General features: G+C 67.8%; 15 protein-coding genes and 1 tRNA gene. 12 read left to right on the forward strand and 4 right to left on the reverse strand.

Annotation, left to right across the window (positions count from 1 at the left end; translation table 11 throughout):
- Window positions 1-11: 11 nt before the first annotated feature.
- On the reverse strand, window positions 12-383 hold the full coding sequence (locus AC3ANJ_RS08785) for a winged helix-turn-helix transcriptional regulator (protein WP_488319131.1): 372 nt from the start codon (window positions 381-383) through the stop codon (window positions 12-14).
- Between the two features lie 89 nt (window positions 384-472).
- Between AC3ANJ_RS08785 and AC3ANJ_RS08790 the strand changes: the two genes are divergently transcribed.
- Window positions 473-1,825, forward strand: coding sequence for an MFS transporter (locus AC3ANJ_RS08790; RefSeq protein WP_488319132.1), 1,353 nt, complete (start codon window positions 473-475; stop codon window positions 1,823-1,825).
- Between the two features lie 150 nt (window positions 1,826-1,975).
- On the opposite strand, the gene AC3ANJ_RS08795 is transcribed toward AC3ANJ_RS08790, so the two are convergent.
- Window positions 1,976-2,461, reverse strand: a complete 486-nt coding sequence (locus AC3ANJ_RS08795) for a MarR family winged helix-turn-helix transcriptional regulator (RefSeq protein WP_488319133.1) — start codon at window positions 2,459-2,461, stop codon at window positions 1,976-1,978.
- 39 nt (window positions 2,462-2,500) lie between these two features.
- On the opposite strand from AC3ANJ_RS08795, the gene AC3ANJ_RS08800 reads away from it, so the two are divergent.
- Complete coding sequence (locus tag AC3ANJ_RS08800; RefSeq protein ID WP_488319134.1) at window positions 2,501-3,373, forward strand: DMT family transporter; 873 nt, start codon at window positions 2,501-2,503, stop codon at window positions 3,371-3,373.
- A 161-nt stretch (window positions 3,374-3,534) separates the two neighbouring features.
- Here the strand turns inward: AC3ANJ_RS08800 and AC3ANJ_RS08805 are convergent.
- Window positions 3,535-3,619, reverse strand: a tRNA-Leu gene (locus AC3ANJ_RS08805).
- A 112-nt stretch (window positions 3,620-3,731) separates the two neighbouring features.
- Between AC3ANJ_RS08805 and AC3ANJ_RS08810 the strand changes: the two genes are divergently transcribed.
- The gene (locus AC3ANJ_RS08810) at window positions 3,732-5,027 is read left to right on the forward strand and encodes a M20/M25/M40 family metallo-hydrolase (RefSeq protein ID WP_488319135.1); all 1,296 of its coding nucleotides are present in this window, start codon (window positions 3,732-3,734) and stop codon (window positions 5,025-5,027) included.
- 59 nt (window positions 5,028-5,086) lie between these two features.
- The gene (locus tag AC3ANJ_RS08815) at window positions 5,087-5,914 is read left to right on the forward strand and encodes an undecaprenyl-diphosphate phosphatase (protein ID WP_488319136.1); all 828 of its coding nucleotides are present in this window, start codon (window positions 5,087-5,089) and stop codon (window positions 5,912-5,914) included.
- 12 nt (window positions 5,915-5,926) lie between these two features.
- On the opposite strand, the gene AC3ANJ_RS08820 is transcribed toward AC3ANJ_RS08815, so the two are convergent.
- On the reverse strand, window positions 5,927-6,778 hold the full coding sequence (locus AC3ANJ_RS08820) for a PAC2 family protein (protein WP_406245338.1): 852 nt from the start codon (window positions 6,776-6,778) through the stop codon (window positions 5,927-5,929).
- A gap of 113 nt (window positions 6,779-6,891) precedes the next feature.
- Between AC3ANJ_RS08820 and AC3ANJ_RS08825 the strand changes: the two genes are divergently transcribed.
- The 8 genes from AC3ANJ_RS08825 (at window position 6,892) to AC3ANJ_RS08860 (ending at window position 15,059) form a co-directional block, all read left to right on the forward strand.
- Window positions 6,892-7,545, forward strand: coding sequence for an HAD family hydrolase (locus tag AC3ANJ_RS08825; protein WP_488319249.1), 654 nt, complete (start codon window positions 6,892-6,894; stop codon window positions 7,543-7,545).
- Window positions 7,542-8,561 (forward strand): tRNA (adenine-N1)-methyltransferase, encoded by a 1,020-nt coding sequence (locus AC3ANJ_RS08830; RefSeq protein ID WP_488319137.1) that lies wholly within the window; start codon window positions 7,542-7,544, stop codon window positions 8,559-8,561. The genes AC3ANJ_RS08825 and AC3ANJ_RS08830 overlap by 4 nt, the downstream gene beginning before the upstream one ends.
- A 10-nt stretch (window positions 8,562-8,571) precedes the next feature.
- Complete coding sequence (locus AC3ANJ_RS08835; RefSeq protein ID WP_488319138.1) at window positions 8,572-9,504, forward strand: FKBP-type peptidyl-prolyl cis-trans isomerase; 933 nt, start codon at window positions 8,572-8,574, stop codon at window positions 9,502-9,504.
- A complete protein-coding gene (locus tag AC3ANJ_RS08840) occupies window positions 9,504-10,493 on the forward strand; it encodes a helix-turn-helix transcriptional regulator (RefSeq protein WP_488319139.1) in 990 nt (329 codons plus the stop codon). The genes AC3ANJ_RS08835 and AC3ANJ_RS08840 overlap by 1 nt, the downstream gene beginning before the upstream one ends.
- Window positions 10,493-11,476 carry a helix-turn-helix transcriptional regulator gene (locus AC3ANJ_RS08845; RefSeq protein ID WP_488319140.1) on the forward strand — a complete coding sequence of 328 codons (984 nt, stop codon included), beginning with the start codon at window positions 10,493-10,495 and terminating at the stop codon, window positions 11,474-11,476. Before AC3ANJ_RS08840 ends, AC3ANJ_RS08845 begins: the two co-directional genes overlap by 1 nt.
- 33 nt (window positions 11,477-11,509) lie before the next feature.
- Entirely contained in the window at window positions 11,510-11,761 is a 252-nt protein-coding gene (gene tatA / locus AC3ANJ_RS08850) for a twin-arginine translocase TatA/TatE family subunit (protein WP_488319141.1), read from the forward strand.
- A 62-nt stretch (window positions 11,762-11,823) separates the two neighbouring features.
- Window positions 11,824-12,588 carry a twin-arginine translocase subunit TatC gene (gene tatC, locus AC3ANJ_RS08855; RefSeq protein ID WP_488319250.1) on the forward strand — a complete coding sequence of 255 codons (765 nt, stop codon included), beginning with the start codon at window positions 11,824-11,826 and terminating at the stop codon, window positions 12,586-12,588.
- Complete coding sequence (locus tag AC3ANJ_RS08860) at window positions 12,585-15,059, forward strand: DEAD/DEAH box helicase (protein WP_488319142.1); 2,475 nt, start codon at window positions 12,585-12,587, stop codon at window positions 15,057-15,059. Before tatC ends, AC3ANJ_RS08860 begins: the two co-directional genes overlap by 4 nt.
- The last annotated feature ends 3 nt before the right edge of the window (window positions 15,060-15,062 follow it).

The following is a 15,062-nucleotide window of genomic DNA, read 5'->3' on the forward strand; positions in this document are numbered from 1 at the left end:
CGGCGCGGTGCCTAACCGGAGGCGGCGTCGTTCTCAGCGCGGTGCGGGCGGGCGTACGCGCGACCCCACCGGGTCAGCTCGGCGAGAAGTGGACCGACGCTGCGCCCGACGTCGCTGAGCTCGTACTCGACCTTCGGGGGAACCTGCCGATGGACGGTGCGGATCACGAGGCCGTCCTCCTCGAGTTCGCGGAGCTGACGCGTCAGCACGCGTGCGGTCGTGCCTTCCAGGAGCCGACTGAGTTCCCCGAAGCGGAGGACGCCGTGCTGCTCGAGCATCGACAGGATCGTCGGCTTCCAGGCGCCGCCGACCACGGCGATGGACACCTCGGCGTCGCACGTCGGTGACCAGTCCTTGATGATCCGCTCGGTCTTCTCACGCATCGTGACGCTCCGTTTAGTATCCGAAAGGGTAGTACATGACGGAAATGTCAGTACTTGTCGTTCACGTAGGTACTCTACAGACTGGCACCGTGACCGTCGATACCTCTTCCATCCCCACTCGCTCCTCGCTGCACAGATGGTGGGCGATGCTTCCCCTGCTTCTCGGCATCCTCATCGGCGCGCTCGCGATCAGCAGCGTAGCGACGGCCCTGCCGGCGATCCGCGGTGAACTGCGCTTCAGCGACACGGAGGTGCTGTGGTTCGTCGACATCTATTCGCTCACGCTCGCCGCGACCCTGATCCTCGCGGCACGGATCGGCGACGCGTTCGGGCGCAAGCGCATCATCCTCATCGGCCTGACCGGCTTCGCCGCGCTCAACGCCGTCGGCGGCTTCGCCACGAGTGGCCTCGTGCTGATCATCGTGCGGGCTCTCCTCGGCACGGCAGAGGCCTTCGTCATCGCGGGAGTGGTCGCCACCATCGGTGCGCACTATCAGGCCAAGCAGCGCGTGCTGGCGTACGGTCTGTGGACGGCGACGTTCGGTGCAGGCAGCGCCCTCGGGCCCGTCATCGGCGGGCTGCTCGCGGATGGGCCGGGCTGGCGGTGGCTGCTTCTCGGAGCGGTGCCGCTCGCCGTGCTCGCTGCCGTCCTGACCATGTGGCTCGTGCCGGATTCCCGGGCGGTCCGCGCGCAGGCATGGGACGTCCCCAGTATCGTGACGTCGATCGTGGCGCTCGGCGCGCTCGTGTACGCCCTGCATGAGGCGCTCGCCTCCCCGTTCGTGGCCGTGGCCGCAGGCGCCGTCGCCGTGAGCGGCCTGGTCTTCTTCGTCGCCAGGCAGCGGAGACTCGCGGATCCGCTCATCGATGTGGGGCTGTTCGCCGTGCCCGGCTTCCGCACGGCGATATCCCGAATCCTCGTCAGCAGTGGCGCCTCGGCGGCGTCGGTGGTGCTGGTCAGCCTGCATCTCCAGGATGCGATCGGCATGACCGCGGCCGAAGCCGGGCTCATGCTGCTCCCGCAGGCGATCGCCATCGTCGCGGGCGGAGTCCTCGCACCGCTGCTGCTGCGGTGGCTGTCTTCGGGCACGGCGACGGTGCTCGCGCTGCTGCTGCAGGCCGCCGGACTCGCCATGCTCGCTCTGAATCCCGTTTCCGTGCTCGTGCCGCTGTCGTTCATCGGACTGGGGTTCGGCGTTGCCGGAACCCTCGCGGCGACGACGCTCTTCGACGTCACCACCGTCGAGCACGCCGGTCAAGTCGGGGCAATCCAGGAGGTCGGCTTCGCGCTCGGCGGCGGCCTGGGCATCGCCGTGCTCGGCACGATCGCGGCCGTTGTCGCGCAAAGGGGAGCAGTCGTGGCGATCGCGGCGGGGGCGATCGTGGTGCTCCTGTCGGCCGTCGCACCGTTCATCGGCCGGAGGCGGAACCGCAGCGTTTGACTCTCACGGCATCGACGGATTCCTGGGCCCGCCGGACTCGGGTTCGTCGACTCCTCTCCTGCGCCCACGGCCGACAGGACTCCGTGGCGACCGGGGGCTGTCACCCGAGTCCGTGACGGGTCCGTCCGGCACCGTGTGCCCGAGTCGGGGTCAGTCGCGCACGAGCTTGCGCAGCAACCGCTCCAGGTGCGCGCGCTCGTCTGGATCGAGCGGGGACAGCAGGCCCTCCTCGACCGCGAGGTGCTCGGGATAGGCCGTGTCGATGAGACGCCGTCCCGCGTCGGAGAGTTCCACGGTTCGTGCACGGCCATCCTCCGCGCTGTGGTGCCTCGTGACGAGTCCGGTCGATTCGAGGCGGTCGACACGTTTCGACGTCGCGCCGGCTGTCACCATGGTGTGCTCGGCGATGTCGGCCTGCGTCAGGACGAACGGCGCGCCCGCGCGACGCAACGCGCACAGCACATCGAACTCGCCTTCACCGAGCCCGAAACGCCGGTAGTTGTCCACGAGAACGGCGGTGAAGTCGTCGGAGATGCGCCGCATCCGCCCGATCACCCCCATCGGGCTCGGATCGAGGTCTGGACGCTCTCTGCGCCACTGCTCGAGGAAGGTCCCCACGCGGTCGTGATCAGCCATGACGCCATTCTAGTTTCCGTGGAACATATAATGGTTTCCATGGAAACGACCTCGCGAATCGCTCGGGTATGGCTGACCTTGCGGTGGCCGCTGGTCGCAGCGATCGGCCCGATCGCCTTCGGCTCGACGTACTTCGTCACCCACGAGTACTTGCCGCCGGAGTCGCCGCTGTGGGGATCAGCGATCCGGGCGCTGCCTGCCGGCATCGTGCTGCTGGTGGTGGCTCGCCGCTTGCCCACCGGTGCGTGGTGGTGGCGTTCCGTCGTGCTCGGCACGCTGAACATGGGGCTGTTCTTCTGTCTGGTCTACGTGGCGGCGCAACTGCTCCCGTCCAGCGTCGCTGCCGCGCTGATGTCCCTGAGTCCTCTCGTGATCGCCGGCGCGGCGTGGCTGCTCATCCACGAGCGTCCCACGCCGCGGATCCTGCTGGGTGCGGCTGTCGGGGCCGCGGGGGTTCTGCTCATCGTCGGAACGGCTACCGGCGCCCTTGATGGATGGGGGATCGCGGCCTCGGTCGCCTCGATGGTGCTGTCCTCGATCGGGGCGATCCTGACCAAACGCTGGCAGGACGGGACGCCGGTGCTCACGATCACGGCCTGGCAGCTCGTCGTCGGTGGGATCGAGCTGCTCGTCGCGGCCGTGGTCATCGAAGGTGCGCCGCCTGCCGTCTCCTCGACGGAATCGCTCGCGTTCGCCTATGTGAGCCTGATCGCCACGGCGCTGGGCTTCGTGTGCTGGTTCACCGGGTTCCGCCATCTTCCTGCCGGCGTCGTCGGGGTGATCGGGCTCCTGAATCCTGTCACCGGGGTCGCACTCGGCGTCCTCGTGGGAGGCGAATCGCTCTCTGGACTTCAGGAGGCCGGCATCGTTCTTGTCCTGTGCAGTGTCGTGATCGTGAATATGCGCCGCTGATGGCGCCGCGCGAGTCGTTCACGAGCGTTCTCGATGCACTTCGCGTGCTCGGTTCCGCGGGAGCTGCCGACGCGGTCCGCTCCTGTCCTGCGATGGATGTCTCGACGAGAACGCGGTGAGAACGAGGAAGGCCCCGGATCCGAAGATCCGGGGCCTATCTGTGCGCGAGGGGGGACTTGAACCCCCACGCCCTATTCGGGCACTAGCACCTCAAGCTAGCGCGTCTACCTATTCCGCCACCCGCGCAGGTGATGAATTCGTCGTTGCCGACCGAAGAATGAGATTAGCACGTTCTCCCGAGGGCTTCGAACCGGGGTGCCCGCCGGGCGTGCCGCGGCTGTTCGATAGCCTGGGGAGCATGTCCGATCCGCAGCTGCCAGAAGTCGTCCGCGTCGCGCAGGACCTGATCCGCTTCGACACGTCGAACTTCGGCGGCGGCAACGCCGAAGGGGAGCGAGAGGCCGCCGAGTACGTCGGCGCGTATCTCGAAGCGCTCGGCCTCGAGACCGAGTACTACGAGCCGATCCCGCGGCGAACGAATGTGATGGCGCGCGTCCCGGGGCGCGACCGCAGCAGGCCCGCGCTGGTCGTGCACGGCCACCTGGACGTCGTCCCTGCGATGGCCGAGGACTGGAGCGTCGATCCGTTCGGCGGCATCGTCCGCGACGGGATGCTGTGGGGCCGCGGAGCGGTGGACATGAAGAACATGAACGCCATGATCCTCACCTCGGTCGCCGACATCCTGCGCGCGGGGGAGCAGCCGGAGCGCGACCTCGTGCTGGCCTTCTTCGCCGATGAGGAGAACGGCGGCGTGGAGGGTTCATCGCTGGTCGTGAAGGACCGGCCGGAGTGGTTCGCCGGCGCGACCGAGGCGATCAGCGAAGTCGGCGGCTACTCCATCACGGTCGACGATCGACGCGCCTACCTGCTGCAGGTGGGGGAGAAGGCATTGATCTGGATCCGCCTCGTCGCGAAGGGCCGGGCGGGCCACGGGAGTCGCCTCCACGACGAGAACGCGATCACACGCCTCGCCGAGGCTGTGGCGAAGATCGGACGCACGCGCTGGCCGATCCGGCTCACGCCGACGACCGAGGCGCTGCTGCAGGGGCTCAGCGAGCTGAGCGGGCGCTCCGTCGACGATCCGGACGCGTTGGCCGCGGCATCCGGACCCGCCGAGGCCTTTCTGCGTTCGACGTTCCGGACCACCGCGAACCCGACCGTGCTGACCGCCGGATACAAGCACAACGTGATCCCCGAGCGCGCCGAAGCGCTCATCGACGTCCGCGTCCTGCCTGGTACCGAGGACGAGGTGCTGGCCGAGCTGCAGCAGATCATCGGAGACGACATCGTCATCGAGACCGTCGTCCGCGACATCGGGATGGAAGTGCCGTTCGATGGACCACTCGTGCACGCGATGGTCGCCGCCCTCGGCCGACATGATCCCGGTGTGCCGGTGATCCCGTACCTGCTCGGGGCCGGGACGGACAACAAGGCGCTCTCGACGCTGGGCATCACGGGATACGGGTTCGCGCCGCTGCGTCTGCCTGCCGACCTGGACTTCACAGGCATGTTCCACGGAGTGGACGAGCGGGTTCCCGTAGAATCGCTTGTCTTCGGTCAGCAGGTTCTGACCGACCTGCTGCGGTCCTACTGATCACCGCACCGACTTCGCCTGTTCCGTCAGGCTGATCCTGTTTGGTCAGAAAGGCCTCCATGCACCTGCTCGAAGCGCTGTTCCTCGGCGTCATCCAGGGGCTCACCGAGTTCCTCCCGATCTCGTCCAGCGCCCACCTGCGCATCGTCGGCACCTTCACCGGCTCCGGCGAGGACCCCGGAGCCGCGTTCACGGCGATCACGCAGATCGGCACGGAGGCCGCCGTCGTGGTGTTCTTCTGGCGCGACATCGTGCGCATCATCGGGCATTGGTTCCGCTCACTGACCGGGAAGCTCCCTCGCAACGATCCGGACGCCAAGATGGGCTGGCTGATCATCATCGGCAGCGTGCCGATCGTCGTGCTCGGGCTGCTGTTCCAGGACCAGATCGAGACCGTCCTGCGCTCGATGTGGGTCGTCGCGATCATGCTGATCCTGTTCGGCATCCTGCTCGGCATCGCCGACTACGTGGGAGCCAAGCGGCGCAGGCTCGATGACCTGACCTACCCGCACGGCATCCTCTTCGGCCTCGCGCAGGCGCTGGCACTGGTACCCGGTGTGTCCCGTTCCGGCGGAACCATCACGATGGGCCTCTTCCTCGGCTACGAGCGCGCCGCAGCCGCCCGCTACGCGTTCCTGCTCGCCATCCCCGCCGTGTTCGGCAGCGGATTCTTCCAGCTCTTCAAGAGCTGGGACGAACCGGACCAGTACTTCTCCCTGGGCGAGACGCTGGCGGCGACCGGCATCGCGTTCGTCGTCGCTCTCGGCGTCATCGCGTTCTTCATGAACTGGATCTCCAAGCGCAGCTTCCTGCCGTTCGTGATCTACCGCATCCTTCTGGGAACGACCCTGCTGATCCTGCTCGGCACGGGGGCCATCACGGCCTGATCGACTGCGGACTCAGCGCTTGTGGTCGCCAGGTCCGTCGCCACGGCGGCGGAGGTAGCGCTCGAAGGCCTGCGCGATCGCGTCGCCGGATGCCTCGGGGGAGTCCCAGGTGTCCCTGGTGCGCTCGAGCTGCTGGATGTACTCGGTCATGTCCTCGTCATCGGCGGCGGCCGCATCGATCGACGCCTCCCACGCTGCCGCCTCGGTGCGCAGGTGCGTGCGGGGCACATCGATCCCGGTGAGCTCCTCGAGGCGGTCCAGCAGCGCCAGGGTCGCCTTCGGCGACGGCGCGGCCGAGGCCACGTAATGCGGCACGCTCGCCCAGAGCCCCGCCGTGGGGATTCCGGCCTTCTCGGCGAAGTGCTCGAGCACGCTGAGGATCCCGACAGGACCCTCGTACAGCGACCGCTCGAGGCCGTGCGCCTCGCGGACCTGCTCGTTCGGGCTCGACGAGAAGATCGAGATGGGTCGCGTGTGCGGCACATCCGAGAGCATCGCGCCGAGCGTCAGGAAGCCGGTGACGTCGTCGCGCAGTGCGACGTCGATGAACTCCGTCGCGAACGCCTGCCAGGTCCTGGCGGGCTCCGAACCGGTCAGAAGCCAGAACTCAGGGCCGATCTGAGCCGCGGGCACCGGCCGCCACAATGCGGCACCCGGCCACTGCAGCTCCCTGTGCCCCTGGGCGTCCATACGCGTGGCCGGCCGGGTGTACTGGTAGTCGAAGTAGAGCTCGGGGTCGACCGCATGCACGAGCTCGTAATCGCCGGATTCGCGGATCGCCTCGATGGCGCCGCTCGCGGCTTCGCCGGCATCGTTCCAGCCGTCGAAGGCCGCCACGATGATGCGGGGTCCCAGTGCATCCATCCCTCAAGGCTAGTCCCCGAGCATGCGGGTGGCGCAGGCGCGCGGGGGATGTCCGGTGATGCGGCGGATAGCATGGTCCGGTGAGTGAGACGCCGAGCGCAGTCCTGTGGGACATGGACGGAACCCTCGTCGACACCGAGCCGTACTGGATGACGGCCGAGACCGAACTGGTCGAATCCTTCGGCGGCACCTGGACGCATCAGGATGCGCTGCAGCTCGTCGGCAACGGCCTGGCCGACAGTGCGGCGATCCTGCAGACCGTGGGCGTCGACATGGACGGCGATGCCATCATCCAGCACCTCACCGACCGGGTCAGGGACATGCTGGGCACGCACGGCGTGCCGTTCCGCCCCGGGGCACAGGAGCTGCTGCGCGACCTGCAGGATGCCGGGATCCCCACCGCACTCGTGACGATGTCGTTGCGGCGGATGGCAGAGGGCGTCGTCGAGCTCATCGACTTCGACGCGTTCCGGCTGATCGTCGCGGGTGACGACGTCGAGAACCCGAAGCCTCATCCCGAGCCGTATCTGCTCGGCGCTGCGCTGCTCGGCGTAGAGATCGCCGAGACGATCGTGATCGAGGATTCCCCGACCGGGCTCCGCGCCGGCCTGGCCTCTGGCGCGGTGACGCTCGGAGTTCCGCACATCCTGCCGCTCGACGAGGTCGGGGCCCACGAACTCTGGCCGACGCTGCACAGCCGCACCAGCCAGGACATCATCGCGCTCTATCGCGCGCACCGCACCCCTCAGACGGAGACCCCCTCATGAACGACACGCAGACCACTCGCCCGAGCGGGCCGTTCCGAGAAGGGGACCGCGTGCAGCTGACCGGCCCGAAGGGTCGCATGCACACGATCACGCTGCGCGCCGATGGCGAACTGCACACCCATCACGGCGTCCTGCGTCATGCCGACCTGATCGGTCAGCCGGATGGCACGGTCGTCGCCAACAGCTCGGGGCACGACTACCTGGCACTGCGTCCGCTCCTGCGCGATTTCGCCATGTCGATGCCGCGTGGCGCGGCGATCGTCTACCCGAAGGACGCCGCTCAGATCGTCATGCAGGCCGATATCTTCCCCGGCGCGGTCGTCGTGGAGGCCGGCGTCGGATCCGGAGCGCTTTCGCTGTCGCTGCTGCGCGCGGTCGGTCCGGACGGACAGCTGGTCTCGTTCGAGCGCCGCGAGGATTTCGCCGACGTCGCCTCGGCGAACGTCGAGACGTTCTTCGGCGGGCTGCCCGAGACCTGGCGGGTCGTCGTGGGGGACCTCGTCGAGTCCTTGCCCGCTGAGCTGCCGGCCGGCGGCGTCGATCGCGTCGTGCTCGACATGCTCGCACCGTGGGAGTGCATCGACGTCGTCGCCGATGCACTGACCCCCGGCGGGGTCGTGCTCTGCTACGTCGCCACGGCCACCCAGCTCTCCCGCGTCGCGGAATACATCCGCGGCACCGGCCTGTTCACCGATCCGGACGCGTCCGAGACGATGGTGCGCGGCTGGCATGTCGAAGGGCTCGCGGTACGACCCGATCACCGCATGGTCGCCCACACCGGGTTCCTCATCACGGCACGCCGCCTGGCACCGGGCGCGATCGCTCCCGAGGTCAAGCGCCGTGCATCCAAGAGCAGCTACGGCGATGAAGACGTCGAACTGTGGACTCCCGGCGCCGTCGGCGACCGCGAGATCACGGACAAGAATCTGCGCAAGCGCGTGCGAGAGGCGGAGAAGGCCGCCTCCGGAGCGCGTCTCGCGGCCGAGTCGCGCGTCATAGGGCAGACGACGGAATAGACTGGAGCGCGTGCGTAAAACGTCCGCTGCCTTTGCCAGCCTCAGTCTCGCCGTCATCGCTCTGACCGGGTGCACTGCCGCCCCGACTTTCGACGGCGAGGCCTGCGATCGCGCCGCGTCGTCGAGCGGGATCGATGACGCGGTCACGGTGACCGGGGAGGTCGGCGTCGCACCGGATGTCGAGCTGTTCTCTCCGCTGCACGTGGAGGAGACCTCCTACACCGACGTCATCAGGGGTGAGGGCACCCCTCTCACGTCACCGCAGCAGCTGACGGTCCTGGACATCGCGCTCTTCAACGGCAGCACCGGCGAGCAGGTCGTGCAGACCGAGTTCGACGGCGACATGACGCGGCTGTCGAACATCGCATCCTGGACGCAGCAGATCCCGGGCATCGGCGCCGTTCTCGAGTGCGCCACACCCGGTACTCGTATGGTCGCGGCGATCGCCCCGGAGGACTTCGGCACCGAGGCGCTCACCGGATTCCAGCTCGACGAGGACACCACCGTCGTCGCCGTGATCGACGTGCTCGACACCCAGCTCGCCCGAGCCACCGGCTCGAAGCAGTTCAACAACGCCAACAACCTGCCCACCGTGGTCCGCGCACCGGACGGCCGCCCGGGGATCATCGTCCCCGATGGTGCCGCCCCGACCGCGCAGGTCGAGCAGGTGCTGATCAAGGGCGACGGCGAGACCATCGAGAACGACACGATCGCCTGGGTCAACTACACCGCGGTGGCGTGGGACACGAAGGCCGTGAGCAGCACGAGCTGGGATTCGAACCCGGTGTCGAACCTCGCCGATACGGCGCCGCCGGTCGCGGAGGCCATGGTCGGCCAGACGGTCGGTTCGCAGCTCCTCGTCGTGGTTCCGGCCACCGAGGGCGGCGAGGCGATGACCTACGTCGTCGACATCCTCGGCACGAGTCCCGCCGCGGGGCAGTGATGGCGGTCCAGATCCCCGCGGAGGAGCGTCTGACGAATCTCGTCGTGGCGCTCATGGCCACGGAGGTCGGACTCACCAAGCAGCAGATCCTCGACAATGTGTCGGGGTACCGTCAGCGCGCCGATGCCGGAACCCGTGCCGATGCGCTGGAGAAGATGTTCGAGCGCGACAAGGACGAACTGCGTTCGCTCGGCATCCCCGTCGAGACCATCGGCGATGCGACGGACCCGAACGATCTGCGCGAAGCCCGCTACCGGATCCCGCAGGCCGAGTACGACCTGCCGTCCGACATCGTCTTCACGCCGGCCGAACTCGCGGTGCTGCAGTTGGCCGGCAGCGTGTGGAGTGCGGAGTCCGTCTCCGGCGACGCTCAGGCCGGCGTGCGCAAGATCCGCGCTCTCGGCATCGACGGCGACGCGCCGATCATCGGCTTCGCGCCGCGCATCACCACCCGTGACGCCGCCTTCGGTCCACTGCAGGAGGCCATCGAGTCGAGCCGCGTCGTGCGGTTCGACTACCTGAAGCCGGGGGAGGAGGCGGCACGTTCCCGTCGTGTCCGCCCGCTGGCGCTGGTCGACTACGAGGCGCGCTGGCATGTGTACGGCATCGATGCGGATGCCGAGGAGGAACGCACCTTCCTCCTCAGCCGGATCGTCGGCGACGTGCGCGTGACCGCGCAGCGCTTCGATCCGGGTCTGCGCGAGGGTGCGGGCGAACGCGCCATGGCTGGGCTCGAGGATGTCGCCCGGCGCAACCGGGCTCTGCTCGAGGTGACCCCTGGCACCGAAGCGGCGCTCCGTCTCGGCCGTCGAGCGGTACCCGCCGCCCAGGGCATCCACGTGCACTATGTCGATCGCCACATCTTCGCGGATGAATTGGCCTCGTACGGTCCGGAGGTGCGCGTCGTGGAACCTGCTGACCTGAGGGATGCCGTCATCGACCGTCTCACTGCGATCATCGAAGCCCATCAGGATGAGGAGGCGCAGTGATGGCGAAACCGAAGCCCCTGCTCGCCTCCGAGCGCGTCCGCCTGTACCTCACTCTCGTGCCCTACCTGCTCGAGCGCGGCCAGGTCTCGCTGGCCGAAGCCGCTGCGGAGTTCCAGGTCACCCCGGGTGAGCTTCGCTCGATGGTCGAGAAGCTGACCGTGATCGGTCTGCCCGGCGATTCGGGCTACTGGCAGCAGCCGCACGAGCTGTTCGACATCGATTGGGATCTGCTCGACCAGCAGGACGTCATCGAGATAACGAACGACGTGGCGCTGCGTCGTGTGCCGCGTTTCACGGCGCGCGAAGCAGCGGCCCTGCTCGCGGGACTCCAGATGGTCGCGGCCGTCCCGGAGGTCGCCGGCTCCGGTCTCGTGTCGGGCCTCATCGCCAAGCTGTCCCGTGGTGCTGCGGATGCGCCGGCGGCGGTCGTCGTCGCGACGGACGCTGTCGACGAAGTGCGCGAAGCCGTCTCCCGCGCGCTGCGCGACGGCGTCGCGGTGTCGTTCACCTATCAGGCGCCGGATGCCGAGCCGACCACGCGCACCGTCGACCCTGTGCAGGTCATGATCACGAACGGGCAGTGGTATCTGCAGGGCTGGTGCCATTTGCGCGAGGCGATGCGCACCTTCCACCTCGACAGAGTGAGCGAGCCGCGGCTCACGGACATCGCCATCACCCACCAGGGCGAGAGCGTCCCCGACCTGTTCACGGACGGGGTCGCGGACGGCAACGTCTCGGTGCGCCTGCCGGCCCAGCTCCTGCCGCTGCTGAGTGCCTTCGTGGCCGACAGCGAGGCCGCTGGCGACGATGTCGTGGCGCACGTGCGGCTGTCCGATCCCCGAGGCATCAAACGTCTCGCAGGGCGGTTCGGGGGACGCATGCGCGTCCTCACGCCGGCGGTGGCACGCACCGCGACGCGGGAATGGGCGGCAGCAGGACTCGCGCTCTATCATCAACCGGACGACGCCGTCGTCGGTGGTTAGACTGTAACGAACCCCCGAACCGAGGAGATCCACATGGCCGGTCTGACCGGATGGCACCTGCTCATCATCCTCGCAGTCATCCTGCTCCTTTTCGGTGCAGCGAAGCTGCCCGCGCTCGCGAAGAGCATGGGACAGTCCGCGCGCGTCTTCAAGGGCGAGATGAGCGCGATGAAGGATGAAGACGCGGCTCGCAAGAACGATTCCACCGCCGCAGAACCCGAGACGCCGTCGTCGTCCACGACGACCGACAACGGAGCCGCGTCCGGCACTGATCGCACCCCCTGACCGCAGTGTCAGAAGGTGTGACGTCCCCGACTGCAGGGGACTCCAGTCGGCGTGAGCGCAGGATGTCGCTCGGTGCGCATCTCGTCGAGCTGCGCAAGCGACTGCTGATCTCGGCGGCCGCGCTCATCGTCGCGATGGTGATCGCGTTCTTCATCACAGACCCGATCATCGATTACATCACCAGGCCGTTCGAAGTCGTCGATGAGGCCAAAGGCGGCCAGGGTCTCACCGGACTCACGTTCTCGTCTGTGACTGCGCCGTTCGACCTGCGGATGCGGATCTCCTTCTCGATCGGCATCTTCTTCGCCGCACCGGTCTGGCTGTGGGAGCTCTGGGCGTTCCTCATGCCGGGGCTCACCCGCAAGGAGATCAAGTACACGCTCGGCTTCGTCGCCGCCGCCGTCCCGCTCTTCTTCGCCGGATGCTACGTCGCGACGTTCCTCGTGCCGCACGTGATCGAACTCATGGCGACGTTCACGCCTGAGGGCGGCAACAACCTCTACGAGGCATCCAAGTTCTACGACTTCGTCTTCAAGCTGATGATCGTCGTCGGCGTCGCGTTCGTACTGCCCGTGTTCCTCGTCGCCCTCAATCTCGCCGGCATCATGTCCGGCAAGGCCATCCTGAAGGGCTGGCGCGTCGCCATTCTCATCGCGACGGTCTTCGCAGCCCTCACGACTCCGGCTGCCGACGTCGTCAGCATGCTGATCCTCGGCGGCATCCTCATCGTCCTCTTCTTCGCGGCGGCCTTCCTGTCGATGCTGTTCGACCGGCGGAAGCGCAAGCGCGACACCGTTGCCGGGCTCCTCCCGGATCCGAGCGCATGAGCTCCCCGGCCGACCGTTATGCGGCAGCCCGCGCGGCCGCGGACTCTCCGGAGACGGTCGCGTTCGCGTCTCGCCAGGCGTTCGACCTCGACCCGTTCCAATTGGCGGGTTGTCACGCGCTCGAACGCGGGCACAGCGTTCTGGTCGCGGCTCCCACCGGCGCCGGCAAGACCATCGTGGGCGAGTTCGCCATTCATCTGGCGATGCGGACACCGAGTCAGAAGGCGTTCTACACGACGCCGATGAAGGCGCTGTCGAATCAGAAGTTCCGCGAGCTCGTCGAGGTGTACGGAGCCGACCAGGTGGGCCTGCTCACCGGCGACACGAACATCAACGGCAATGCGCGCATCGTGGTCATGACCACCGAGGTGCTCCGGAACATGCTGTACGCGGACTCGTCCGCGCTCACCGATCTTCGCTACGTCATCATGGACGAGGTGCACTACCTCGCCGACCGCTTCCGTGGGCCGGTATGGGAAGAGGTCATCCTGCACCTGCCGCAGACGGTTCGTCTGGTTGCGCTGAGCGCAACCGTGTCCAATGCGGAGGAGTTCGGCGACTGGCTCGACACCGTCCGAGGCGACACAGAGGTCATCGTCTCTGAGATCCGGCCGGTGCCGCTGGAGCAGCACGTGCTGGTGCGCGATGATCTCCTGCCGCTGTTCGACGATCGCGCGGGTATCGCGACCGCGCAGGTGAATCAGGAGCTGCTGCGCATCCGATCCTTCACGGGGTCGCGCTACGAGAGCAATCGCCAGGCGCAGAATTACGCGAGCAACAGGCACGCTGGTCGGCAGGCGCAGCGACCGCCGCGGGGCGGGAAGCGTCCGGTTCGAGCATCCAATACCCGTCGCATTGAGCGGATGGACCGACCGGACGTCGTCGGTCTGTTGGAGCGGTCCAACCTGCTGCCGGCCATCTTCTTCATCTTCAGCCGCGTCGGCTGCGATGCCGCCGTGCAGCAGGTCAGTCGATCCGGCATCCGGCTCACGACCCCAGAGGATCGCGCGGAGATCCGCGCGATCGTCGAGGAGCGCACCCGAGCTCTGCAGGATGAGGATCTCGGCGTCCTGGGCTTCTGGGAGTGGCGCGAGAACCTCGAGCGCGGCGTCGCAGCGCATCACGCCGGACTCCTGCCGGCGTTCAAGGAGATCGTCGAGGAGCTCTTCCGACTCAAGCTCGTCAAGGTCGTCTTCGCGACCGAGACCCTTGCTCTCGGCATCAACATGCCCGCCCGCACCGTCGTCCTCGAGAAGATGGAGAAGTTCAACGGCGAGGCCAGGGTCGCGATCACGTCGGGGGAGTACACGCAGCTCACGGGCAGGGCAGGGCGTCGTGGCATCGACGTCGAGGGCCATGCCGTGGTGCAGTGGACCGAGGGCATGGATCCGCAGGCGGTGGCCGCGCTCGCGTCACGGCGCACGTATCCGCTGAACTCGAGCTTCCGTCCGACGTACAACATGGCGGTCAACCTCGTCGACCGCTTCGGACGCGCCCGCGCCAGGGAGATCCTGGAGACGTCGTTCGCACAGTTCCAGGCCGACCGCGCGGTCGTCTCGCTGGCGCGCGAGGTGCGCGAGGCCGAGGCATCCCTCGCCGGATACCTGACGGCCATGCAGTGCGAGCACGGGGACTTCGCCGATTATGCCGCGATCCGTCGCGAGCTCAGCGATCTGGAGAAGAAGAACCGTCAGGACTCGCATGGACCACGGGCGGCGCGCGAGAAGCGCGTGAAGAAGATCGAGAGCCTGCGGCGGCGGATGCAGCGGCACGGCTGCCACAACTGCCCCGATCGCGAGAAGCACGCCCGCTGGGGTGAGCGCTATTACAAGCTCAAGCGCGACACCGACCGCAAACGGCGTCAGATCGAGACGAGGACCGGCACGGTCGCGCGGATCTTCGACCGCGTGCTGGATGTGCTCGGCGCGCTCGAGTACGTCACGGGCAAGGGTGACGACCTCACCCTGACCGATGCCGGACGCACCATGCGTCGCATCTACGGCGAACGCGACCTCCTCGTCGCCGAGAGCCTGCGTCAGGGCCTGTGGAAGGGCCTGGATGCTCCGTCGCTCGCAGCGATGGCCTGCTGCCTCGTTTACGAACCACGCCGCGATGAGGCGAACTCGGGGGAGCGGGGGCTTCCTCGCGGAGCCTTCCGCGCGGCATACGAGAAGACCACAGACCTGTGGGCGCAGCTCGACGACCTCGAGCGCGACCATCACCTCCCTGGCTCCGAACCGCTTGCCGCCGGCCTCGCCGGCGCCATGCACGCCTGGGCGAGGGGCGGCATGCTCGACCGCGTGCTGGTGGACGCCGACATGGCAGCCGGTGACTTCGTCCGCTGGACCAAGCAGACGATCGATCTGCTGGATCAGCTCTCGATCGTCGCCGACGATGCGGACGTCGCGCGGACCGCGCGACGAGCACTGGACGGCGTGCGCCGCGGCATCGTCGCCTACTCCGGGATCTGAGGC

Source organism: Microbacterium sp. STRO-1N (assembly GCF_057748015.1).

Coding starts and splice junctions, on each gene's coding strand:
- AC3ANJ_RS08785 (WP_488319131.1), bottom strand. CDS start 383: ATGCGTGAGAAGACCGAGCGGATCATCAAGGACTGGTCACCGACGTGC.
- AC3ANJ_RS08795 (WP_488319133.1), bottom strand. CDS start 2,461: ATGGCTGATCACGACCGCGTGGGGACCTTCCTCGAGCAGTGGCGCAGA.
- AC3ANJ_RS08800 (WP_488319134.1), top strand. CDS start 2,501: ATGGAAACGACCTCGCGAATCGCTCGGGTATGGCTGACCTTGCGGTGG.
- AC3ANJ_RS08810 (WP_488319135.1), top strand. CDS start 3,732: ATGTCCGATCCGCAGCTGCCAGAAGTCGTCCGCGTCGCGCAGGACCTG.
- AC3ANJ_RS08815 (WP_488319136.1), top strand. CDS start 5,087: ATGCACCTGCTCGAAGCGCTGTTCCTCGGCGTCATCCAGGGGCTCACC.
- AC3ANJ_RS08820 (WP_406245338.1), bottom strand. CDS start 6,778: ATGGATGCACTGGGACCCCGCATCATCGTGGCGGCCTTCGACGGCTGG.
- AC3ANJ_RS08825 (WP_488319249.1), top strand. CDS start 6,892: ATGGACGGAACCCTCGTCGACACCGAGCCGTACTGGATGACGGCCGAG.
- AC3ANJ_RS08830 (WP_488319137.1), top strand. CDS start 7,542: ATGAACGACACGCAGACCACTCGCCCGAGCGGGCCGTTCCGAGAAGGG.
- AC3ANJ_RS08840 (WP_488319139.1), top strand. CDS start 9,504: ATGGCGGTCCAGATCCCCGCGGAGGAGCGTCTGACGAATCTCGTCGTG.
- AC3ANJ_RS08845 (WP_488319140.1), top strand. CDS start 10,493: ATGGCGAAACCGAAGCCCCTGCTCGCCTCCGAGCGCGTCCGCCTGTAC.
- tatA (WP_488319141.1), top strand. CDS start 11,510: ATGGCCGGTCTGACCGGATGGCACCTGCTCATCATCCTCGCAGTCATC.
- tatC (WP_488319250.1), top strand. CDS start 11,824: ATGTCGCTCGGTGCGCATCTCGTCGAGCTGCGCAAGCGACTGCTGATC.
- AC3ANJ_RS08860 (WP_488319142.1), top strand. CDS start 12,585: ATGAGCTCCCCGGCCGACCGTTATGCGGCAGCCCGCGCGGCCGCGGAC.